Annotated in this window: 23 protein-coding genes and 1 tRNA gene; 9 read left to right on the forward strand and 15 right to left on the reverse strand. The window is 67.2% G+C overall.

The features are described from left to right. Nucleotides 1-255 precede the first annotated feature (255 nt). The gene (locus ACFK0J_RS38470; RefSeq protein ID WP_378734618.1) at nt 256-867 is read right to left on the reverse strand and encodes a hypothetical protein; all 612 of its coding nucleotides are present in this window, start codon (nt 865-867) and stop codon (nt 256-258) included. A gap of 291 nt (nt 868-1158) precedes the next feature. Between ACFK0J_RS38470 and ACFK0J_RS38475 the strand changes: the two genes are divergently transcribed. Together ACFK0J_RS38475 and ACFK0J_RS38480 are read left to right on the forward strand one after the other, a co-directional pair. Then, a tRNA-Gly gene (locus tag ACFK0J_RS38475) sits at nt 1159-1229 on the forward strand. A gap of 170 nt (nt 1230-1399) precedes the next feature. Next, complete coding sequence (locus tag ACFK0J_RS38480) at nt 1400-2809, forward strand: alpha/beta hydrolase (RefSeq protein WP_378734619.1); 1410 nt, start codon at nt 1400-1402, stop codon at nt 2807-2809. A gap of 20 nt (nt 2810-2829) precedes the next feature. Here the strand turns inward: ACFK0J_RS38480 and ACFK0J_RS38485 are convergent, their stop codons facing one another. The 6 genes from ACFK0J_RS38485 to ACFK0J_RS38510 all read right to left on the reverse strand — a co-directional run bounded on the left by ACFK0J_RS38485 (nt 2830) and on the right by ACFK0J_RS38510 (nt 9195). Then, nucleotides 2830-3957: a methyltransferase gene (locus tag ACFK0J_RS38485; protein WP_378734621.1), complete on the reverse strand. Its 1128-nt coding sequence runs from the start codon at nt 3955-3957 to the stop codon at nt 2830-2832. Between the two features lie 224 nt (nt 3958-4181). Continuing rightward, entirely contained in the window at nt 4182-4706 is a 525-nt protein-coding gene (locus ACFK0J_RS38490) for a flavin reductase family protein (protein WP_378734623.1), read from the reverse strand. Next, entirely contained in the window at nt 4699-5214 is a 516-nt protein-coding gene (locus ACFK0J_RS38495; protein ID WP_378734625.1) for an NADPH-dependent FMN reductase, read from the reverse strand. The genes ACFK0J_RS38490 and ACFK0J_RS38495 overlap by 8 nt, the downstream gene beginning before the upstream one ends. Nucleotides 5215-5258: 44 nt before the next feature. Continuing rightward, nucleotides 5259-6560 carry an SfnB family sulfur acquisition oxidoreductase gene (locus ACFK0J_RS38500; protein ID WP_378734627.1) on the reverse strand — a complete coding sequence of 434 codons (1302 nt, stop codon included), beginning with the start codon at nt 6558-6560 and terminating at the stop codon, nt 5259-5261. After that, complete coding sequence (gene sfnG / locus ACFK0J_RS38505; RefSeq protein WP_378734629.1) at nt 6560-7675, reverse strand: dimethylsulfone monooxygenase SfnG; 1116 nt, start codon at nt 7673-7675, stop codon at nt 6560-6562. Before sfnG ends, ACFK0J_RS38500 begins: the two co-directional genes overlap by 1 nt. A gap of 134 nt (nt 7676-7809) precedes the next feature. Continuing rightward, a complete protein-coding gene (locus ACFK0J_RS38510; RefSeq protein ID WP_378734631.1) occupies nt 7810-9195 on the reverse strand; it encodes a styrene monooxygenase/indole monooxygenase family protein in 1386 nt (461 codons plus the stop codon). A 98-nt stretch (nt 9196-9293) separates the two neighbouring features. Here ACFK0J_RS38510 and ACFK0J_RS38515 point away from each other — a divergent pair, with 98 nt between their 5' ends. After that, nucleotides 9294-9806 carry a GAF domain-containing protein gene (locus ACFK0J_RS38515; RefSeq protein WP_378734633.1) on the forward strand — a complete coding sequence of 171 codons (513 nt, stop codon included), beginning with the start codon at nt 9294-9296 and terminating at the stop codon, nt 9804-9806. A 53-nt stretch (nt 9807-9859) separates the two neighbouring features. On the opposite strand, the gene ACFK0J_RS38520 is transcribed toward ACFK0J_RS38515, so the two are convergent. Beyond that, nucleotides 9860-11296, reverse strand: coding sequence for an LLM class flavin-dependent oxidoreductase (locus ACFK0J_RS38520; protein WP_378734635.1), 1437 nt, complete (start codon nt 11294-11296; stop codon nt 9860-9862). Beyond that, nucleotides 11293-12513: an acyl-CoA dehydrogenase family protein gene (locus ACFK0J_RS38525; protein WP_378734637.1), complete on the reverse strand. Its 1221-nt coding sequence runs from the start codon at nt 12511-12513 to the stop codon at nt 11293-11295. The genes ACFK0J_RS38520 and ACFK0J_RS38525 overlap by 4 nt, the downstream gene beginning before the upstream one ends. A 142-nt stretch (nt 12514-12655) precedes the next feature. Here ACFK0J_RS38525 and ACFK0J_RS38530 point away from each other — a divergent pair, with 142 nt between their 5' ends. Then, a complete protein-coding gene (locus ACFK0J_RS38530; RefSeq protein ID WP_378734639.1) occupies nt 12656-12958 on the forward strand; it encodes a DUF1905 domain-containing protein in 303 nt (100 codons plus the stop codon). Between the two features lie 95 nt (nt 12959-13053). Here the strand turns inward: ACFK0J_RS38530 and ACFK0J_RS38535 are convergent, their stop codons facing one another. Genes ACFK0J_RS38535 through ACFK0J_RS38545 form a run of 3 tightly spaced genes read right to left on the reverse strand, consistent with a single transcriptional unit; the run spans nt 13054 to nt 13932 of the window. After that, entirely contained in the window at nt 13054-13383 is a 330-nt protein-coding gene (locus ACFK0J_RS38535) for a hypothetical protein (RefSeq protein WP_378734641.1), read from the reverse strand. Nucleotides 13384-13424: 41 nt separating this feature from the next. Continuing rightward, nucleotides 13425-13721, reverse strand: coding sequence for a hypothetical protein (locus tag ACFK0J_RS38540; RefSeq protein WP_378734642.1), 297 nt, complete (start codon nt 13719-13721; stop codon nt 13425-13427). Further along, on the reverse strand, nt 13708-13932 hold the full coding sequence (locus ACFK0J_RS38545; RefSeq protein ID WP_218472218.1) for a hypothetical protein: 225 nt from the start codon (nt 13930-13932) through the stop codon (nt 13708-13710). The genes ACFK0J_RS38540 and ACFK0J_RS38545 overlap by 14 nt, the downstream gene beginning before the upstream one ends. 137 nt (nt 13933-14069) lie before the next feature. On the opposite strand from ACFK0J_RS38545, the gene ACFK0J_RS38550 reads away from it, so the two are divergent. Then, the gene (locus ACFK0J_RS38550) at nt 14070-14861 is read left to right on the forward strand and encodes an alpha/beta fold hydrolase (protein ID WP_378734644.1); all 792 of its coding nucleotides are present in this window, start codon (nt 14070-14072) and stop codon (nt 14859-14861) included. A 30-nt stretch (nt 14862-14891) separates the two neighbouring features. Here ACFK0J_RS38550 and ACFK0J_RS38555 read toward each other — a convergent pair whose 3' ends face one another. The 3 genes from ACFK0J_RS38555 to ACFK0J_RS38565 are packed head-to-tail and all read right to left on the reverse strand — an operon-like array spanning nt 14892 to nt 17907. Further along, complete coding sequence (locus ACFK0J_RS38555) at nt 14892-15509, reverse strand: TetR/AcrR family transcriptional regulator (RefSeq protein ID WP_378734646.1); 618 nt, start codon at nt 15507-15509, stop codon at nt 14892-14894. 50 nt (nt 15510-15559) lie between these two features. Further along, nucleotides 15560-16378 carry a crotonase/enoyl-CoA hydratase family protein gene (locus ACFK0J_RS38560; RefSeq protein ID WP_378734648.1) on the reverse strand — a complete coding sequence of 273 codons (819 nt, stop codon included), beginning with the start codon at nt 16376-16378 and terminating at the stop codon, nt 15560-15562. Beyond that, a complete protein-coding gene (locus tag ACFK0J_RS38565; protein ID WP_378734650.1) occupies nt 16375-17907 on the reverse strand; it encodes an acetyl-CoA acetyltransferase in 1533 nt (510 codons plus the stop codon). Before ACFK0J_RS38565 ends, ACFK0J_RS38560 begins: the two co-directional genes overlap by 4 nt. 121 nt (nt 17908-18028) lie before the next feature. Between ACFK0J_RS38565 and ACFK0J_RS38570 the strand changes: the two genes are divergently transcribed. The 4 genes from ACFK0J_RS38570 (at nt 18029) to ACFK0J_RS38585 (ending at nt 22104) form a co-directional block, all read left to right on the forward strand. After that, nucleotides 18029-18796 carry a crotonase/enoyl-CoA hydratase family protein gene (locus ACFK0J_RS38570; RefSeq protein WP_378734652.1) on the forward strand — a complete coding sequence of 256 codons (768 nt, stop codon included), beginning with the start codon at nt 18029-18031 and terminating at the stop codon, nt 18794-18796. Nucleotides 18797-18967: 171 nt separating this feature from the next. Then, the gene (locus ACFK0J_RS38575; RefSeq protein WP_378734654.1) at nt 18968-20074 is read left to right on the forward strand and encodes a DUF4185 domain-containing protein; all 1107 of its coding nucleotides are present in this window, start codon (nt 18968-18970) and stop codon (nt 20072-20074) included. Between the two features lie 103 nt (nt 20075-20177). After that, nucleotides 20178-21392 (forward strand): erythromycin esterase family protein, encoded by a 1215-nt coding sequence (locus ACFK0J_RS38580; RefSeq protein ID WP_378734656.1) that lies wholly within the window; start codon nt 20178-20180, stop codon nt 21390-21392. Between the two features lie 10 nt (nt 21393-21402). Beyond that, a complete protein-coding gene (locus tag ACFK0J_RS38585; RefSeq protein WP_378734658.1) occupies nt 21403-22104 on the forward strand; it encodes a class I SAM-dependent methyltransferase in 702 nt (233 codons plus the stop codon). Nucleotides 22105-22155 lie beyond the last annotated feature (51 nt).

The following is a 22155-nucleotide window of genomic DNA, read 5'->3' on the forward strand; positions in this document are numbered from 1 at the left end:
ACATGATGTCGTCAAACCGAGTCAGACAGCCTTGGGCGAGCGCATACGGGCCCAGCCGCTGCACCGAACACCGTCAGGTAGGCCGAACCCCCGCTGCGTGCCAGCCGAGTTCGCTGTAGGCGAGGCCGCTGACGCAGGCACGAATGCCAGCGGCCGAGTAGGCGATGATGGCAGACGGAAGTTCGTCCATCGGAAACCACTGGAGCGCAGGGCAAGCGACACCGAAATGGCTAGGCGCAGTCAGTCATTCGGTCGTCAAGACGACGTAACGGGATGCGATGAGATCACATCCCAAGTGAAGATGCCCTCATCGAGATCCACATCGACCGCGAGGAAGTGGAGAGTTCCGACAGGGAGAGTGGCGGGGGTTCGGATAGTCGACAGGGCGCGTTCCAATGGAGCGGAGTCACGTTCGGCGGTGCCGTAGCCGAGTGACACGTGTGGCATCGGCGGAGGAGCAGGCAATTCCCGCTCCGTTCCGAAGACGCGCACGGCGGCATCTCGGGTTGCCGTGTAGAGCTGTTTCCACTGCGTCTCCTCGGCAGCGGCCACGCCGACGCCGTATTCATGGAGCCACGGCCCCTGCATCGGGATAGCGAACGAGGAGGTGTCCGCGGCGACGGCCGCGAGCGCATCGGAGTACCGGTCGAGCGCGTCCGTGTCTACTTCGTTGCGCCACCATGGGATTCGAGTGACCGTCGCGTGCTGCCAGTGAGGTTCGACAGCGGCACAGCCCTCGAACGCTTCGACGGCATCCACCGCGGGCTGCACCGCCGCGATGAACTCGGGGTCGGGCAGGACGTACACGTGCAGCGAACCGTGCAGCTGCGGCCAGTCGAGATGTGGTGAGTCGAAAAAGTTCCGCACGGGACGATCGTAGGGTGCACAGAACTCGCGCGCTGATCGGACCACTGTCTTGCGTCAACTCGATGACAGGCTGCGATGGCGAGTTTGTTCGGTTGCCGTGCCAGACGGGGGCCGCATCTGGTTTTCGGAGGAGTCGTGTCGGGCTGGCATTCGCTCTGCGGGCGGCGCGCCCACGGCTTGGTGGTTCACGACTGCGCGCCTACCTGTCACAGCAGGTCAGAGACATCTACCAGGAGTTTTCTCGCCGCCTGATGGGTTCTGCTAAAGTCTCGGAAGTACCCTCCGGGGTCCGCCGATGTAGTTCAATGGTAGAACTTCTGCTTCCCAAGCAGACAGCGCGGGTTCGATTCCCGTCATCGGCTCTGTACCGAAGGCCCTGACCGAAGTTCCTGGTCAGGGCCCTTTTTCTTGTATTCCATCCGGCTGTGTGCAGTACTGCGGGGGGAGCGGGGATGGTTCAACAGGGGGATGTGGGGGCGCGGTCGCGGGAACGACGATCTGGGGCATGTACTTCCGTCGCACTGTATTGGCCGTGGCGCTCGCTGGTGGGCTCGGCGCTGGGGCGCTGACCGCCTGCACGTCCGCCGCGAGCCCGGCGCCATCGCTGAATTGGCAGCCTTGTCCGGAGAATGCGGAGTTCGACTGTGGCACAGTCACTGTGCCGGTGGACTGGGCGGATCCGGACGGGGAGCGAATCGAGGTCGCGGTGGTGCGGGATCGGGCCGACGAACCGTCGACGAAGGTCGGCACGTTGGTGTCGTTGCCCGGCGGACCCGGTACGTCGGGGGTGGATGAAATCATCAAAGGGGGAAAGTTTTCCGCTGAGCTGCGGGGGCGGTTCGATATCGTCAGCCTCGACCCGCGTGGGGTGAAGCGCAGTCATCCGGTGCGGTGTGATGCGGGGCTGGCGGCGTCCCGGCCGAACGTGGTGCCGGACCTGGGTGGACGCATCGATGAAGTTCAATCGTATGCAAGGGATCTCGCGGCGAGCTGTCGGCAGCACACCGGGTCGCTGATGGATCATCTCGACGCGGTGAGTATCGCGCGCGATATCGAAGCGTTGCGATCGGCGCTGGGTGTGGAGCAGATCAGTATCTACAGCAGGTCCTACGGGACGATGCCCGCGCAGGCATACGTCGAGCTGTTCCCGAAACAGTTGCGGGCCATGCTGTTGGACAGCGTGGACGACCACAGCTTGGCCGGACCGGCGTTCCTGGCCAGCGAAGCCCGAGCGGGCAAGAATGCTTTCGATGAGTTCGCTTCCTGGTGTGCGCGGGAGGAGCAGTGCGCGCTGCATGGCTCGGACGTCGATCGGATCTTCGATGAGGCGTACGCCAAGGCCACACGCGGTGAGCTCCGAGACCTCACCGACCTGACCAAACCGTTGGGTGCTTCCGATCTGAGCACACACGTGGTCAAACGACTCTTCCGCCCCGAATGGTCGCGGCTGGCAACGGAGCTGCGGTCGTTGGCCGACCAAACCGCCAGCAGTCCGCTGGCACCGAAACCGCCACAGCGGCAGGGTGTTCCAGCTCCGCTGCCGGAAGTAACCTTTTGCTCCGACTGGCGCTTCGACATCGCCGATCAGGACCAATGGATCCAACTGTGGCGCGAACAGAACGACAACGCCGGAACGCTACGCTCCCACTTCGCTTGGGGCGCAGGCGCTTTGTGCTCCGGCTGGCCGATCGCACCGACGAACCCGCCGCACCTCCCGCGGCTCGCGGACGCCCCACCGATTCTCATCCTCAACTCCCTGCACGACCCGTCCACTCCGTACGAGTGGGCACTAGGCGTCGAAAGGAACACCCCCGGAGCCACCCTGCTGACCTACGAAGGCTGGGGCCATGGCATCTACGACCGCTCGCCCTGCACCACCACTGCCGCCGACCGATACCTCATCGACCTCACTCGCCCCCGACCCCGCTGCCCCGCAGCCTGATCCACGTCAGCAGTTCGCCGCTACGCGTCGGCGGCGAGGCGCCAGAGGGAGGTGACTTCCGCGGCGCGGGCGGCGTGCAGCGGATCGGTGGTGTCCTGGGCGCGGGGGTGACGCGGAGTGGTGTCGGTTTTGTCGATGATGCGCAGGCCCGCTTGTTCGATCATGGCGAGCAGGTCGGCACGGGTGCGTAGACCGAGGTGTTCGGCGAGGTCGGAAAGGACGAGCCAGCCTTCGCCGCCGGGGGTGAGATGGGCGGTGAGGCCGGAGAGGAACCCGCGCAGCATGCCGCTGTCCTGGTCGTACACGCCGTGTTCGATCGCGGAGGTCGGGCGGGCCGGTAGCCACGGCGGGTTGCAGACGACGAGGTCGGCGCGGCCCGCCGGGAAAAGCGCGGGTCCGACGATGTCGACGGCTCCGGTGAGATTCAGCCGGTCGATGTTCTCGCGGGCACAGACCAGGGCTCGTGGACTGTCATCGGTGGCGACGATGTGGTCGATACCGCGGCGGGCCAGCACCGCCGCGAGCACGCCGGTGCCGGTACCCAGGTCGAAGGCGGTGTGCACGCCGCTGCCGGTCGTCGGCAGCGGCGTACGCGCGACCAGATCGACGTATTCGCCGCGGATCGGTGAGAACACGCCGTAGTGCGGGTAGATGTGGGCGTCGATGGCGGGTATCGCCACCCCTTTTTCCCGCCACTGCGCCGCGCCCAGCACGCCGAGCAGTTCGGTGAGGGCGATGAGCATGGGTTCGTGTGCCGGGCCGTACACGTCGTCGCAGGCCTTGCGCACATCGGGAGCGCGGCGCAGCGCCAGTGTGTGATCGTCCTCGAGCTGCACGAGCAGCTTGCCGAGCACCCGCGCCCGATGGTTACGGGCCCTGCGCTGCAACCGGAACGACTCGGCCAGGGTATTGCCCGGTCCAGGGGCTTTCCGGTCGACACGACGGGTCATCGCCTGGAGTAGCTGACGGGCGTTGTGATAGTCGCCGCGCCACAGCAGCCCGGTGCCTTCACAGGCCAGGCGGTAGGCGGTCTCGGCGGTCATCCGATCGTCGGCCACCATGATCCGGCTCGGCACGGGTGTCGCGCTCTCGGAATGCCACGGGGCGGATCGGACAGTATCGGCTTCGGTCCAGGTCATCGTGGACATCGGCTACTCCTCGTTGTCGAACATGCAGGGGCACGGAGTGCACCGCGACGAGGAATTACCGAGGTTGGGTGTTCCTACGGCGTCGAGGTGCGCGAGGAAACGTCACCGAGAACCATGCCCAATGTCATGACCGACCCTTCCGAATAGATGCGATTCCAGTTTCCCACACGTCGTGCGGACCGCTACGACCAGGGCAAAGTGCGCGTCGAACGACGCGGCGGGATTCATCCGGCGAGATCGCTACGCTCCCTGGTGTCCGCGTGCAATCGACGGAACTTGCTGCCGTGGAAGACAAGTGGGTCCACATCGGTGCGGGTGGCGATGCGGTGGATCCGCAGGATGACGACCGCGTGATCGCCCGCCGGGACGTGCGCCTCCGGGACGCCTTCGATCCAGGCGGACGCGCCGTCGATGAACAGCGCTTCGCCCGTACCGCGATGCAGTTCGGTGCCGCGGAACCGGTCACCGTTGCGGCCGCCGAGCGTGCGGGCGGCGTCCTGCTGATCGGTGCCGAGCAGGCTCAAGCCGAGATGGCCCGCGGCGGCGAGCTTGGGCCAGGTCGAGGAGGAGTTCTGCACACAGAACGACACCAGCGGTGGGTCGAGCGAGACCGGGACGAACGTGCTGACGGCGAGACCGTGTGGGGTGCCATTGATTTCGGCGCACACCGCGACCACACCGCTCGGGAAATTGGCGAAGGCGCGCCGCAATCCGCCGCCGTCGGCCGGAAATTCGAAGAGCTCATGCATGATTCGTCACCTTCGTGGTCACGGCCAGCGCCTGCGCGACGGGCCGCCACCGGTCGCTGTAGCGGTCGATCGCGCCGTCCTCGTGGAAAGTCCGGTCCGACAAGTACAGGCCGGGTAACGCCGCGGTGGCGCCCAGTTCGACGAGCACCGGCTTGAGCAGCAGATCCGGCGCCAGCGCGTGGGTGGGGCCCGCGCCGAGCATCACCGGGACACCGAGGACATCCGCCAACCCGGTGCCGCCGTCGAACTGTTCGAGGAAGAGTTTCAGCAGACCCGTGTAGGTGGCCTTGAACGTCGGACTGGCGAAAACCACCAGCTCCGAATCGGATACGGTGCGGACGGCAGCCGCCACGCTCGGGTCTCCCCAGCTGAGCAGGGCGGCGCCGAAGTCGACCAGGTCGATCACGGCGGGCTCTACCTCGGGCCGTAGCCCTTTCGCGACCAGCGTGGCCGCCGCCAGGGTGCGGGAGGCGGGCTTCGGATTCCCTACGACGACCGTCACTGTCACTTTTGTATCCTTTTCATCCACCTGCTGTTTCGACCGTAGACCGGTCAGATCACGCCGTGCAATGGCGGCGCGGTGCCGTGCAGCAGCGCACGGCCGATGTGCTGGTACTTCCATCGGATCGGGTCGTGCAATGTATGCGTGCGGGCGTTGCGCCAGAAGTGATGCAGATTCAGATCCGCAGCCGCACTGCGCGTTCCGCTTACCTCGAACAACGCGCTGGACACATCGTTGGCCGCGCGGTCGGCAAGCACCTTGGCCGCGGCTACCGCGAGCGATGCGCGAGCGGCGAGTTCGGCGGCGTCTCCACGTTCGATATTCGTGGCCCGGTCGACGGCTTCGCCCGCCGCACCGAGGGTCGCCTCGGCGGCGGTCACCGCGACGGACAGCTCACCGAACCGCTGGATCAGCAGCGGATCATCGATCGCTCGCGCGACACCGGCTTCGAACCACGGACGGCTCGTCGTGCGCACGAATTCCGTTGCCGCCGAGAGCGCGCCACGAGCGATGCCCGCATCGATCGCCACGTGCAGGAGTTGAGCGAACGCGCCATAGCCGGTCGGCGCGTGCACGGCGGCGGAACGACGGATCAGCTGATCACGCTCGACCACCACGTCCTCCAGCGAGACGGTGCCACTGCCGGTGGTGCGCTGGCCGATGCCGTTCCAGTCATCGACGATCCGCACGCCGGGTGTATCGGCAGGAAGGTAAACGATGTACTCGCCCGGCTCCAGCCCGCTGCGCCCCGCCACATCGTCGAGTGTGGTGAGCACGGCGAGCAGATTCGCGAACAGCGAACCGGTGCAATAGAACTTCCGCCCATCGACGCGGAATCGGTCCCCGACCGGACGCAGGGTGGTGGAGATATCAGCGACAGTGGCCCCACCGCGCTCGGACTGGGCGTTGGCAATCCGCGCACCGGCGAGCACCTGGCCGAAGTAGCGCTCGCGCTGCGCCGCCGAACCGGCGAGGCGCACCAGGTTCAGGTACACGAAGTGGCTGTGCGGGATCTGTGCGATATTCGGATCGGCGACCGCGAGCAAGCGCACCACCTCCGCCACGGCGCTGGGTGGCAGGTCCGCACCACCGTACTGGGCGGGCACGGTGATGGCGAGCAACCCACTGGCCGCAAGCCGTTCCACCTCCTGGTGCGGCAGGATCCGGCCGCGGTCCCGCGCGGCGGCCCCCGACGCGAAGTCCGCCGCGAGGTATTCGGCGACCGAAAAAGCCTGTGCCGCCGAAGCTATCCGATCGACCGCGACCGCGGTGGTGCGGTTGACGGACCCGGCGGCGGCCGCGGAATGCGGCCGCGCGGGAGCGCGGGAGCGTCGCCCATCCGAGACGGTCATCAGCTCACCGCCGCGACCGGCCGCCGGGCAGCTTCCAGTTCCCGAACCAGCGGAAGCACTTTCGCGCCGAAGTACTCGACCTCTTCCTGAAAGTGCAGAAAGCCGCCCAGGATCAGGTCCACACCGAGCTCTCGGTAGGCGACGATGCGCTCGGCGATCTGCTCCGGCGTGCCGATCAACTTGGTGCGGAACCCGTCGTTGTACTGCACGAGGTCCTCATAGGTGGAGTCCGCCCACATGCCCTTGCGGTCCTTGGTGGACGCACCCGCCTGCTGTACCGCCTCCCGGAACCCTTCCACCGCGGGCTTGTTCGCCTTCTCGACGATCTCGCGCAAGGTGTCCTGCGCTTCTTTTTCGGTATCCCTGGCGATGATGAAGCCGTTCAGACCGAACTTCACTTCCCGGTCGTTGGCTCGAGCGACGGCGCGCAGATCATCCAGCTGTTCGGTGACGCCGTCGAAGTCCTTGCCATTGGAGAAGTACCAGTCGGCGTAGCGGCCGCCGTTGCGGCGAGCCGCGGTCGAATTACCGCCTTGGAACAGTTCGGGGTTCGGGCGCTCGGCGGTGTTGAGCGGCTTCGGCTTCAGCGTGAAGTCACGGATGCGGTAGAAGTCGCCGCCGTAGTTCACGTTGTCCTCGGTCCAGATCTTGCGGATCACCTCGAGGAATTCGGCGCTGCGCCGGTACCTTTCGTCGTGCTCCAGCCACGGCTCGCCGAGCGCGGTGAATTCGCCGGCGAACCAACCGGATACGACATTGATGGCGAACCGCCCGTTCGACAGGTGGTCGGCGGTCGCGCCGAACTTCGCCAGCACCGCCGGATGCCACAGGCCGGGATGGATGGCCGCGATCACCTTCAGCCGTTCGGTCGCGCCGAGCAGCGCGAGGCTGAACGAGGTCGACTCGTGCTGGAACTCAGCGCCGTACGAGGCGGTGTAGCGCACCTGCGACAACGCGTACTCGAATCCGTTGTTCTCGGCGGTCTGCGCCAGCTTCTTGTTGTACTCGAAGTCCCAGCTGGTGCGCTGTTCGATATCGCTGGTGACCAGCCCCCCGCTGACATTGGGCACCCAGTAGGCGAATTTGATCTGTTCGGCAATCTGCTCCGTGGTCATAGCTGCTCCATGGTGTCGGGGGGTAGCCGTCGATCTCCTCCCACTCCAGCACCGCGATCCGACCGGCACGAGGGTTTGAATCTGTGCGATCGGATCGCTGCGCTGGAGAGTGTTCAGATCTCAGGTCGGTGTGGTCAGGCGGTGGCGAGGGTGTCGGCGAAGGTGGACCTGGCGAACTTTCCGGCCGGTGCGAAGCGGCCGAGCAGCGCTGACGCGTCTTCGCCGGTGACGCGGGTGATGAAGTCGTTCGCCGCGTCGAGCGAATCGACTTCGAGGAACGGCTGCGGGTGGTGCAGCAGGCCGACCAGGGCGGCGGCGAACTTCGGATCGACGCTCGCGGCCGCGAAGAGCTGGTTGCCGATCTCGGCCAGCTCCGGATCGCCGAGGAACAGCCGGGTGACCTTGTTGGCCGCATCGCCGCGGACCGCGAGGAATCCCGCGTACTGCCCGTTGAGCCACGCCTCGTCGAACGGACCGTCGTGCGCGGCCGCCGCCGCGACGAGCCGCTGCGACTGGATGAGCCCGCTCTGCGCGCCCTGACCCGCGATCGGGTCGTAGGCGGCTGAGGTGTCGCCGAGCGAGGCCACCACGTGCCCACTCGCCGTGTGCCCCACACCGGACCGAACCACCGGCCGGACCGCACCCCGGAGCCAGGAATGCGGATCATCGGCGATCACCTGGGTGGCGAGCACCTCCGGCAGATCCCAATCGATGAAGTCGCGGTACAAGTCCTGCACGATTCGGTGCGCGGAATCCGCGGAATCGGCTGCGGCGAAACGGGTTTCCCATTCGCTGCCGGGCCGGGCCCAGCCGAGGAACGCCCAGCTCGGTCCGGCGTCCTTGTGCAAGTACGGGCCCCACCATGCCTCACCCTGCTCGGCCAGGATGGAGAAGCCGCTGTGTGCGCCGCCCGCCGGGCTACGGTGCGCGAAAACGTCCTTGCCGTGGCCGATTCCGGTCACCGTGACGGTGAGCAGCGAGCGCTGCGGTGCGTCGTAGGGCGTGCGGGCCGGGTCGATCGGAAACAGGTCGGACAGACCGCCGCGACCGGTGGCGACCAGTGTGAGGGCGTTGGTGGCGGCGATCGTGTCGAGGGTTTCGGGGGTCACCTGCTCGACCACGAAGCGGCCGCCACGTTCCTGGAAGGCCGTCAATCGTTCGTCGGCCTTCAGACGGGTGTCGACGGCGACGCCGACGTAGCCGTCGAAATGGCCGTCGAATTGGATCAATTCGGCACCTTCCGGACCGGCGATGCGGACACTGAGTCCGGTGTGCCGCGGTGCCCGGCCGGTGTAGGTGTCCAGCCCCAGCGCGGACTCGGCTTGCTGGGCGATGCCGAATTCGAGCGCGGTGCCGGTGGCGGGGACGTCATCGCGCAGACTGCGCTGGTCGCGGTCGCTGTAGAGGGTGACGTCGAATCCGGCGTCGAGCAAACCTAGCGCCGCAGTGACGCCGGTTTGGCCGGCACCGATTACCGCGGCCGAACGGGTGGAACGGGGAACGGAATTCTGCGTTGTCATGTTCGGATCATCCTGGGTGTGACCCGGTCCTCGAGAGTGTTGCGATCAGCGAGAATCAATGAGCAGACAGGTGTTTTCGCAGGCGTACCATTCGGGCTATGTCGTTCACCGTCACCGACCTGACCGGAGACCGCACCGAGCAGTACCGCCAGCTCGCCGCGCAGGCAGCAGCGCTGGTGGCGGGCGAGGTCGACCGCGTCGCCAATGCCGCCAATCTCTCGGCGCTGGTTTTCCATGCGCTGCCCGAACTGAATTGGGTCGGGTTCTATTTCTATGACGGTCAAGAACTCGTGGTTGGCCCATTTCAGGGCAAACCCGCGTGCGTCCGTATCCCCATCGGAAAAGGCGTCTGTGGGACGGCGGCACAGACCAGGGAAACGCAACTGGTGCCCGATGTGCATGCCTTTCCCGGCCACATTGCCTGCGATGCCGAGACGCGTTCGGAAGTCGTTATTCCGTTGGTGCACAATGGCGCGCTGGTCGGAGTGTTCGACCTCGACAGCCCGAAGCCGGGCCGGTTCGATGAAATCGACCAGCGCGGGCTGGAATCCGTCGCGCGGGCATTCCTCGATTCGCTGCCGTCCGCTCAGGATTCGCTGCCGTCCGCTTAGTCCGGTGTCGTTCCGGCGAACACCAGGGCGCTCGCCGGAACGACACCGGACGGCTACGGGCTCGGTGTAGCGATCGCCGCCCCGGGGCGCGAAACCTCATCGGGTAACACGGTAGAGCCGGGAGCACCTACGCGGTAGCGGGCACCGCGATGCTCGTCCGGCAGCCGGTCGCCCGCTCCGAACAGGGCATTGCGCAGTGTGCCCGGCACGTACTCGGTGGCGTAGGCGCCGCGTTCGGTCAGAACCGGAACCACGTGTTGGACAACGTCTTCGAAGGATCCAGGCGTGATGGCGTAGGCCAGGTTGAAGCCGTCGAGATCGGTGTCCTCCACCCACTCCTGGAGCAGGTCCGCGACGGTCGCGCCGGAGCCGACGAACACCGGCCCCATCCCGCCGATGCCTGCCCATCGACCGATATCGCGCACCGTCCACTCGCGGCCGTCGTCGTCGAACTCCTGGAAGGCGGCGACGGCGGACTGGATGGCGTTGCTCTGCACCTGTCCGATCGGATCGTCCAGGTCGTAGCTCGACAGGTCGATACCCATCCAACCGGACATGAAGACGAGGCCGCCCTCGATGCTGGCGTAGGACAGGTACTCCTCGTGCTTGCGCTGTGCCGCTTCGTCGGTGGCGGCGGTGATGATGGTGGCCAGTGCGTAGATCCGAGCGGAGTACGGATCGCGGCCCGCCTCCCGCAGCGCCGCACGAATCCGGAAAACCGTCTGGGCGAGCAGCCGTTTCGACGGCGCGGCGATGAAGATGGCTTCGGCGTTCTCGGCGGCGAACCGCACGCCGCGGGTCGAGGCGCCCGCCTGATAGATGACCGGCGTGCGCTGGGGCGACGGCTCCGCGAGGTGGATGCCGGGCACCGTGAAGTGCTTGCCCTGATGGCCGATGTGGTGCACCTTCGCCGGGTCGACATAGATGCCCTGGGCGGCGTCGCGGACCACCGCGTCGTCCTCCCACGACCCTTCCCACAGCTTGTACAGGACCTCCAGGTATTCGTCGGCCTGGTTGTAGCGCTCGTCGTGGTCCAACTGGTCGTCCGCGCCGAAATTTCTTGCCGCCGAGGGCAAGTAGCCCGTCACCACATTCCAGCCGATCCGGCCGTTGGTCAGGTGGTCGAGCGTGGAGAGTCGGCGCGCGAACGGAAAGGGATGTTCGAAGCCGGTGCCGGTGGTGATGCCGAACCCGAGGTGCTCGGTGACCGCGGCCATCGCGGAGACGAGCAGCAGCGGATCGGCCACCGGGATCTGGGCGCCCTGGCGCAGTGCCGCGATATCGCTGCCACCGTAGACGTCGTAGGTGCCGAGCACGTCGGCGATGAAGATGCCGTCGAACCGCCCCTGCTCCAACAGCTTTGCCAGCTCGGTCCAGTAACTCAGTTCCTTGTACCGGTGCGACTGATCGTCCGGATGCCGCCACAGTCCCGGTGATTGGTGGGCGACGCAGTTCATATCGAAGGCGTTGAACCGAATTCGGCGGGTCATTGCGCCGCTCCTGCCGCTGGCTTGCGTTCGCCCGCGCTCCAGGCGAACGGCAGATCGGCGCCGTTGAGCAGGTGATCGCCGATCGCCCTTGCCTTCTGGATGGCCGGATTGTGTACCGAGATGGTGCGGGCGTTGCGCCAGTGCCGGTCCAGCCGCTGGCGCTCCGAGACGACCGAGGCGCCACCGACTTCGAAGAGCAGCGTGGTGGCGGGCAGCACCAGGTCGATCACCGCGATTTGTGCCTGCGCGGCGGCGAGTTCGGCTGCCACCAAACCTTTTTCGTCTTTCGCTCCGCTGGCGAGCACCTCGTCGAGAATGTCGGCGACCGCGAGCACACTCGACTTGGCGGCGAACGCGGCGGCGGACAGTCGACCGATCACCTGTTGTACCAGCGGATCCTCGCGCGGCAGATCGGCGGCGGAGTGCGAGTAACTGCGCGTGCGTCCCGCCACCCACTCCCGTGCGTCTCGCTCCGCGCGCTGCGCGATGCCCGCGAGCACCGAGAGCTGGACCAGTTGCAGATAGGAGGTCGCGTAGGTGGGGCCGGGAGCGCCGTAACCGGGACCGAGGATGCGCTCCTCGGCCACCACGACATCGGTGAATTCCGTAGTGCCACTGGCCGTGAGCCGCTGCCCGAAGCCGTCCCAGTCGTCGTGCTGGCGCACGCCCGCGGAGCTGGCGTCGACGAGCACACCGACCCGCTCGCCATCCCGGTCCGCCGCGACCAGGATGTAATCCGCGTACAGGGAACCGGTGCTGTAGTACTTCACGCCATTGAGCAGCCAGCGGTCGCCGTCCTTGGTCAGCCGGGTGCGGTAGCGGTCCACCGCGCCGACGCCCGGTTCGGTGATGGCATTGCCGACCAGCGTGCTCGTCGCCGTCCGCAACCACTGCTCACGACTGGGTCCCGGCTCGGCGAGCAACTGGTCCTCGACGAACGAGAAGTGCACGCGCAGCGCCTGCGGCAGGTTCGATTCGGCCGCCGCCAACTCGATGAGCTGCCGGAACAGCTGGCGGACGGTGACGCCGTACCCGCCGAACTCGACCGGCACCCGCAACGCGCCGAATTTCGCCGCACGCAGCCAGCCCACTTCGTCGAACGGCAGTCGGCGGTCGACCTCCCGCTCCACCGCGCCCTGCGCGATGCGCTCGAAGATCGGTCCGAAGACCGCATCCAGTTCGGAATCTGTCGCGGATTCGGTCTCGATGGATGTCATCGCCCCACGATGGCGCACCCCGCTGATCAGCTCACGGGTTGCGCGCACCGCGATCGTAATGCGGCTCGCCCGCCATAGCCGTCCAGCAGCACGACGATGCTGGTCCGCGCTGGTTGTCGGTGGGTCTCGTTACAGTCGCGAGGTGGCTGGATCGGAGTACTCGTTCACGGCGGAGGTGTGGGAACACTCCGGCGAGATGTCCTGGCATTTCATCTCACTGCCCGAAGACATCGCCGATGAGATCGAGGAGAGATACGCCCACCGCGCCGGTGGGTTCGGCTCGGTCCGCGTGCACGTCACCATCGGCACCAGCCGCTGGTCGACCTCCCTGTTCCCCGATAAGTCCCGCGCCACCTACCTACTTCCGCTGAAGAAGGCAATCCGCGCCGCCGAAGAACTCACCGCGGGCTCCCGACCGCGGATCGACCTGGTCGTCGCCGTCTGACCAGGGCAACGGCGCCCCGCACACCCGCTGTCGCAGGTGTCCACCGCCTATAGCGGCTGTGCGGGTCGAGAGTGCGCGCGCCAATTACGAGTGGGTCAGCGGGTCATGCATTCGGTGGCGATGCGGGAGCTTGCGGTGCGTGCCTTCTGCGCGTCGTCGGCGTTCATGCCGAGGGTCTGCTGGTCGGGCGCCTTGGTGTCGTACTTGTCGCTCATCATGACGCGCAGGCCTTCCTGCGAGATGCCCTGTTCGACAAAGAGTTTGGCGGCGCAGTCGGCGAGTTGCTTGCTCTTTATGCCCTTGTCCTGCAGAGACTTGGCGAGGTCCGCCTGCGTCACCGTCGGCGCTGCCGCCGCATTGTCGTTGCCGCATGCCGCGAGCACCGGCAGCGCGATGAGCGCTGCGGCGATCAGGGAGATCCGCACCTGAATCCTCTTCTGTCGAATAAAAGCTGTCGTCGTAGTTTTCACAAATCCATCGCGGCGCGCAACGCCGTGTCGAGGCGTTCCAAAGCCTCGGATTCCATGTCGTCGAGCCGTTCGGCGAGCCAGCCGCGGAAGATGCGGCCGATGTTCCCGGCGTGTACCCAGCCGTACCGCTCCACCGGCACCGCGAGGATGTCCCGCGGATCGTCCTTGACCACCTCGGCGGCGATCAGCCATGGCCTCGGCGACTCGTTGATGCCGTCACTGCTGATGAGCACGACGGTGCGCCGACGCGGCGAACCATGCGGGTTGTAGATCCACAGTTCACCCCGCCGCACGCATCGCCTCCTCGGCGGCGGCCAGCTCGGCCGCGTCCGCGGCGGCTTCGGACGTCACGTCCGGTGCCGGACCGCACCCGGTGCGCACGGCTTCGCGCCGCGCTGCCTTCGAAATCCACGCCGATGGCGACATGCCCGCGCGGGCCGCGGCCTGCTCGGCGAAAGACCAGGCAGCCTCGTCCAGCGAAAGGGTGACCTTACGCGTTGCCATACCAATTACCTTACCGCTTCCCGGGGCTCTCGGGCCAGGCCCGACGGCCGGGTGACCGGGGGCGATCAATCAACTGAGGGCGACCGACTGCTGTTAGGGTGAGCGCACTGGCCGAGCGAAGAGTTGGGATGGCTGGCATGACGACGTTGAATCACCATCGGGTCGGCGCTGGCGAACCGCTGGTGCTGGTGCACGGCATCGGCAGCCGATGGCAGGTGTGGGAGCCGATCATCGACACCCTTGCCCAGTCCTACGATGTGATCGCGGTCGATCTTCCCGGCTTCGGCGGTTCGGCACCACTCGCGACAACGACCGTCGACCGGCTGACCGATGCGCTCGCCGAATTCCTCGCGGCCCAAGGGATCGAGCGACCGCACCTGGCGGGCAATTCGATGGGCGGGCTGATCACGCTGGACCTCGGCGCCCGCGGACTCGCCCGCTCGGTCACCGCCTTCTCGCCGATCGCGTTCTGGGACAAGCCTGGTCGCGTCTGGTGCCAGCAGTCACTCGGCAAGTCCCGGCTGCTCGCGATTCGACTGAAGCCCGTATTGCCGACGATCCTCGGCACCGTCGCGGGCCGGACGGCGTTCCTGCGCCTGGTCTTCGGCAAACCGTGGGCCGTCGATGCCCGAGTGGCGGTGGATACCGCGAACGGCGCGGCCGACGCGCCGGGATTCGAGCCAGCCCTCGCCTCGTTCACCGACGCGGAGCCGCCCGAAAACGGGGGCCTGGCAAGCATTCCCGTCACCGTCGCCTGGGGTAGTCGCGACATCCTGCTGACGTACCGAACGCAGAGTCGACGGGCCCGCGCGGTCTTGCCGAACGCGAACCATGTCACGCTGCACGGCAGCGGCCACACACCGTTCTATGACGATCCCGCCGCGTGCGCCGAGGTGGTGCTGGACACCGTCGGCGCCAACGGTAAGTAGCGCTCGCCGATCGAGTCCGCGGTGACCCGATCATGGCCGCGGTGATGAGGTCGGCTGCGAGCGCGGCGCGGTCAACGTGTCCGGGTGAGCTGTCCCCAAGAGGATGCGCACCGCATTACGCCAGCGGTGCTCGATGATTCGGTTCCGGTCCACCTCGCCGGTCAACAACACGCGCATGGCAAGCCCGGTCATGATCTCGATGGTGAACTCGGTGATCGTCGGCACCCGGGGATCGTCCGGGAACTCCGCGCGGAAGACATCGCGAATGCTGTTGTGCATCAGTTCGAACAGCCGATGCTCCAGCGGCAGGAACGCGGCGAGCAGTTCCGGATCGGTGCGCGCGCCCACCCATATCTCCAGCGCGGCCCAGAACGACGGCCCGCTGAGCATTCGCATGGTCAGCTCTACCGCGGTCTCCAGCCGATCCGCTGACGCCGGAATAGCCTCGAATTCCCGTGTCAGCTGGTCGAATCGGCGGGCGGCGAGATGCTCGACCGCACCGGCGAGCAGATCCGCCTTGGTCGGGAAATGATGCTGTAGCGTGCCGCGCGGCACCCCGGCCCGCTTCTGCACCGCGAGCGTGGTGGTGCCCGCGTAGCCGACCTCGACCAGGCTTGCCAATGCCGCGTCCAGGAGTCGCGTGCGCATGCGCGTCCGGCGCTGCGCCTGCGTCTCCCGGACGCGATCCGGCACGGAAGTCAGCGGCCCTGCCACTGGGGTTCGCGCTTCTGCGCGAAGGCGAGCGCGCCTTCGGCGGCATCCTTGGAAAACAGTGCGGGCAAGGCGATTTCACCCTGCTTGGCGAAGGACTCGGCCACCGTCCAGTCGGGCGACTCATCGATGATCCGCTTGCTGGCGGCGACCGCGAGCGGTGCGGCAGCGGCGATTTCGGCGGCGAGCTCGAGGGCGACCGCCAGCGCGGCGCCGGGCTCGGCGATCCGATTGACCAGGCCCAACTGATAGAGCCGTTCGGCACCGACCCGGCCACCGGTCAGCGCGAGCTCGGCGGCCATGCTGCGCGGCAGCCGCTGGGTCAGGCGCAGCACTCCACCGCCCGCGGCAACCAAGCCGCGCTTGACTTCCGGGATACCGAACTGGGCGTTACTGGCGGCGACTATGAGGTCACCGGACAGCGCCAACTCGAAACCACCGGCCAGCGCGAAACCCTCGACCGCCGAAATCATCGGCTTCACCGGAGGTTTCGCGGCGATCCCCAGCGGCCCGCGCCGCTGCGTCATCGGCATCTCGCCCTTCGATGCGGCGACGAGATCCATGCCCGCACTGAAGGTTCCGCCCGCGCCGGTGAGCACCAGCACCCGAGCGGTGTCGTCGGCTTCGAATTCGTCGACCGCGGTCTCGATGGCCTGCGCGGTGGCCAGGTTGATGGCGTTGCGGGCCGCCGGGCGATTGACGGTCAACACGGTGATGGCGTCGCGCCGTTCCACCAGTATCAGGTCGTGTCCACCCGCCTCCTGGCCACCGCCCCTGATGGAGTCGCTGTGTGACGCTGCGTTCATTTGGCAGTCCTCTCGGTGCGCAAGGTGAGCTTGTCGGCGGCGGTGATGTCGGCAGCGGCGCCGAGCGGGTCGCCGTCGTCGAACGCCGCGACGGTCTCGGCGTCGGACGCCCGGATCAGTATGCGGGCACCGCTCGGGGTCAGGGCGCTCACCACCACGGCCTCGGGTTCGTCGGCGTGGTCGGGCGCGGGGCCCTTGCGATAGGCGACGGTGTACGCCTCGACGGTGGCCGGGCCGGTGTAGCCAGGGGCGGCCGCCCGCCGGGCCGCGGGTACCTCCGCCTCGATCGAATGGAACAGTCGCGCAGGTGGTTTCGCCGAGTACACACCGACGCCGTGTTTGGTGATGTACCAGCCGAGCGCGGTGGCCAGGCCGTAGGCGGCCGGATCCGCACGCAACAGGCCCACGAGTGTCGCGATCGAATGCGTGCTGTAGTTGTTGCCGGGGCCGCCGCCGAAGGTGAGCCCGCCGGTGACCGACAGCGGCCGCGCGGGATCATCGATGGGCAGGCCGAGCGCCTCGGCCGCGACCTGTACCGCGACCGGGAAGCAGGAGTACAGGTCTATGTGCGCGACATCATCGATGCCGATACCGGTGGCACCGAGTGCGGCCCGCCCGGCCGCCGTGATGGCGGGCGAGGCGGCCAGGTCCGCGCGTTCGGAGACGAACCACTCGTCGGTGGCGGTGGCTCCGCCGTGCGGGAACACCCATCGGTCCCGCGGCACGCCGGCCGCGGCCGCGGCGGCCGCACTGCACACGATCAATCCGGCGCCCAGATCCACCGACAGATTCGCGATGAGCAGTTTCGGATACGGCGTAGACACCATCCGATTCGCCCGCGTCGGGGTCACCAGGTCGGCGGCCGACTGCGGCGTCGGCTGCCACGCGTACGGATTTCCCGCCGCCACGGCGGACAGCCGCGACCACAGCTCACCGATCCGGGTGCGGTGCTCGTCCTCGCTCAGCCCGAGTTTGCCGCGCAGTGCGGTTTCCATCAGCGCGTAGAAGTACACCGGTCCCCACAACCCGGCCGCGGTTTCCATATCGGAGTTCGGCGCGCGGTCCGAGCCGATGAGTTCGCTCGGCCGCACCTCGTCGGACTGCTCCGGCCAATCCAGCGCGGCACCCGACCGGGTCGCGGCGCTCCACGAGGCCACCGCTTCGGCCCCGGTGATGAGCGCGACCTCGGACTGTCCATCGGCAATGGCCTGGGCGACCGTGTTGAGCAGACGCTGCGGGGCGTCGCCGCCGAAGCGCACCGACTGCATCGTCCGTTTCGGCGACGCACCGAGTTCGGCGGCGACCAGCGCACCGAGGTCCGGGTACGGCCTGCTGACCGGTGCCGCGGCCGCGATCAGGTCCGCGGATCGGACCAGCCGATCACCAGTGCCACTGTCGGCGCCCGCGCGACGCAGGGATTCGGCGGCGAGTTCGACCGGTCCCGGCAATCCGGGCTCGCCGTTCCGGTGCACGACCTGCCCGGCACCGACCAGCACCGGCGTTCGGGGATCCATTCCCGCTGGCAGCATTGTTCCTCCGCTCCATCGGTTACCGTCAGCATTGACGGTAACTTGCGTTCGATTAGAGCAGAGACCGGATGGCCGGGCAATGGCCACTGGACCGGAACTGACTCACGGGTAAGATCCGGGAATGGGCACCAACATCGCGCTGCGGTTCGACGGCGACCGCGCCTACGTCACGCTCGATCGACCGGACAAGCACAACGGCCTCACCATCGACATGCTCCGCGACCTGATCGACACCGCGCACACCATCGCGGGCCGCGACGACGTGCGGGCGGTGATCATGTCGGGCAACGGCCCGAGCTTCAGCAGCGGCCTCGACATCGCCAAGGCGACCGGCGACCCGCTGTCCATCGTGCGCAGCTTCGTCCCACTGCCCTGGCGCGGCACCAACACCTTCCAGGAAGCCTGCTGGGCGTGGCGCAGGCTGCGGGTTCCGGTGATCGCCGCGGTGCACGGCCGCTGCTACGGCGGCGGCCTGCAACTCGCACTGGCCGCCGATTTCCGCTTCGCCACCCCGGATTCGGAATTCTCGGTGATGGAGGCCAAACACGGCCTGGTCCCCGACATGACCGGCGCGGCGACCCTGTCCCGGCTGGTCGGCGTCGACAAGGCGCTGCTGCTGACCATGACCGCGGACACGGTGGACGCGGCCTACGCCGAGCGGATCGGGTTGGTCACCGAGGTCACCGCGGACCCGGTCGCGGCGGCCGAGAAGCTCGCCGAGCGCATCGCGACCCGCTCCCCGCACGCCGTCGCCGGAGCCAAGCGGTTGTTCGACAAGGCCTGGCACGCCTCGACACGCCACACCTTCGCGCTGGAGCGGGCGACTCAATTGCCGTTGATCATTCGGCTGGCCATAGCGCGGGGAAAGCCGTCGGATCACCAGAGGTAGGCGGCCTATTTTGAGACGTACGCCACATTAGCCTCTGGTTCGCTGCTAGCATTTCGCCAGATATGCCAGCCAGTCGATTGTGGTGCGTAGCACACCGCGAAAGGGTCTGTATATCGCGGGACGTCCGTGTTTCGCACCGCTCTCGGCGCGAATCCGGAGGGCTCACAGACCTTGACCAAGACCCCTTTGCTCTTGCTGTCAGCGTTGGCGGGTGCCTCGGCCTTGCTTCTCACGGCCACTACCCCGGCCACCGCGAATCCGAACACCATCAACCCGATCCCGGTACTCAACGGCTCCACCGGCCTGCCCAACCTGATGGGCCGCACCAAGGCGGTCTTCCAGATGACCGGCATGGCCAGCCCGAACAACACCCACACCTACAACGTGCTCGGTACCGACCTCGGCATTATGTGGGACAACGGAAACGGGGAGTTGCTGACCGCCTTCGGTGACACCGCGGGCGTCGGCTTTCCGAACCTGTTGGCGGGCAGCATGTGGTCGTGGCGCTCGAACATCTTGATGCGCAGCCACACCAAGGACCCGTCGGGCGGCATCTATTTCGACAGCGTCGTCCGCGACGTCTTCGGCCAGGCGCGCGACCTCGTCCCGAGCCCCAAGATCCCGTTCCTGGAGATCAGCCGTATCCCCACCGCGGGCATCTCGGTCGGCGGCGTCCAATTCATGAGTCTCATGTCGGTGCGCAGCTGGGACGATGTCGGGCAGTGGAGCACCAACTTCTCCGGACTCGCCGCCTCCGGCGACAACGGGGAGACCTGGGGCGAGCTGCCCGCCACCCGCCGTCCGAACGAGGGCGGCGACAGCAACTTCCAGATGAGCGCCTTCCTCAAAGACGGTGGTTTCGTCTACCAGTACGGCACACCCTCCGGACGCAACCAAGCCGCTCACGTCGCACGCGTTCCCGAATCCGAGATCACCGATCTCGGCGCGTACGAGTATTGGGACGGCGAGGGCTGGCGCCGCGGCGACGTCAATGCGGCGGCACCGATCATGTGGGGTGTCGGCGAACTGTCGGTGATGTACAACGCCTATCTCGGCCAATACATCTCACTCACCACCGACCCGTTCAACTCGGTGGTGATGCGCCGCGCACCCGCGCCGACCGGGCCGTGGAGCGACCCCGAGGTGCTGATCGACACCAGGGAGTTGCCGAGCGCGTACGCACCGTCGATCTTCCCGTATCAGACCGGGCGTGATCTGTACTACCTCACGACCGTGCACAGCCAGTACAACGTGCTGCTCATGCGCACTCAGCTGTAGCAGCCACCGGCAGGTTCCCGCGCGATCCGGCGCGGTCCTTGACCTCAACACGACTTTACGTATGAGGCTGGACCGCGTCGGATCGTCGTCTTCAGGAGGAACCATGGCAACCGCCGCACCCGAACCCGTGCCGGAATGGCTCAGCGCCAACGCCCATCCGATCGTCGATACCGATCCCGGCTATACCGGTGCGGACCTGGATCCACTGATCGATCGGCTCGAGAGCGCTTCGGTCGTCGGGCTCGGCGAGTCGACGCGGTTCTCCCGACAGATCTATGGGGTGCAAGAGCGCATCTTCCGCGCGCTGGTCGTGCGACACGGATTCCGCGAGTTGGCGATTCAGGACAGTGCCCGTTCCGGGGAGCGGTGGGACGAGTACGTGCGCACCGGAGCCGGTGATCCCGAAACGGTGCTGGCCGGCTCGTGGCGCCCATGGCGGACCACGGAAACCGTTGCGGCGCTGGCGTGGATCCGTGCGTTCAACCAGACTCACCCGGACGACCCGGTCCGTGTCTTCGGTGTCCAGCCGCCCAGCGCGGAACCCGCGGACTATGACGTGGTGCTCGACTATGTTCGCCGAGTCGCACCGGATCGGCTGGCCGCCTTCGAAACTCACCTCATGCCGATTCGCACCGCCCATCAGGTCGACGAACATGTCCAGCGCCATCAGGGCATTCATCCGGGCCGCGCGTTTGCCGAGCATGCGCGGGATGCCTTCGCCTTGCTCGAAACCCTGCCGGTCGCAACGGGTTACGACGAGGTCCGCACGCGTGCCCGGCTGATTCTCGACTTTCACGAGAACAGCGTCGCGGGGCAGGGCGGGTTCGCTCGCGATGAGCGGGTCGAAGGGCAACGGGTGATCGATCGGCAACACGCCACCGGAGCGAAGATCGTCTATTGGGATGGCATCGCCCACACCGCGGCCCTCGGAGCACGGTTGGGGACAGCGCAATTCCGCGGCGTCGGCGCCTATCTGCGCGACGAGTTCGGTGCCGGGTACGCCTCGGTGGCGCTCGGCTTCCACCACGGCGACCTCGGCGTGGCCATAGCACCCCACCCGCTGCCCGATCTGATGGATGCGGCCCTGGGCGCGGTCGACCTGCCCGCCTACTACGTGGACCTGCACGCCGACGCACCCGAAGCGGTGGACGACTGGCGCCGGGGCCCGGCCGAGGCGCGCGTCATCAGCGGCGTCTACGACCCGGCCGAGGATGCCGGTGCCAACATCGCGGTGGCCTCGCTGGTCGACGCGTTCGATGTGCTGGTGCATGTTCGGGAAACCTCGCCGGTCCATTGGCTGCCGATCGACGATCAATAGACTCGCGGGCATGGATGCGACCGATTGGGACGAGCGCTACGCGCAAACTGAATTGGTCTGGGGCGCACCGCCGAACAGCACCGTGGTGGAGCACGTCTACGGGCTGGAGCGACGCACGCCGCTACAACCCGACAGTCCCGACGGCGAACCGCCGGAACTCCCGCGGGCCCTCGACCTGGCCTGCGGCGAAGGGCGCAACGCCCTCTGGCTCGCCACCCACGGCTGGCAGGTGCACGCCGTCGACTACTCCCAGGTCGGCGTAGACAAGGGCCGCACCGTCGCCACCCGGCTGTCCCGCTCGGTGCGCAGCCGCATCACCTGGCAGTGCGCCGATGTCACCGATTTCAAGGCCGCCGAGATCACCGGCCCGTTCGAGCTGGTCCTGATGGTCTTCCTGCACCTACCAGCGGAGCAGCGGCGCACCGTGCTCCGCAGTGCCGCGGACCTGCTCGTTCCGGAAGGGACCTTGCTCGTGCTCGGCCACGACACCACGAACATCACCGAGGGGTACGGCGGTCCCCAGGATCCATCTGTCCTGTTCACTCCGGACGATATCGTCGCCGACCTCGGCCCGGCCGCCGCCGACAACCGCATTCGGATCCGGCTGGCCGAGCGCGTCCACCGGCCCACCGAGGGCCGTGACGCCATCGATGCACTGGTCGTCGCCACGCGTCCGGCGGACGGATCGCAGGAGATCGAATCGGCCTCGTGAGGCGGTTTCGATGATCCGATTCGGCACCGTTCCGGTGCGCTAGCAGGCAGA

Source organism: Nocardia brasiliensis, assembly GCF_042691675.1.
In the GTDB taxonomy this organism is placed as follows: Bacteria; Actinomycetota; Actinomycetes; order Mycobacteriales; family Mycobacteriaceae; genus Nocardia; species Nocardia brasiliensis_D.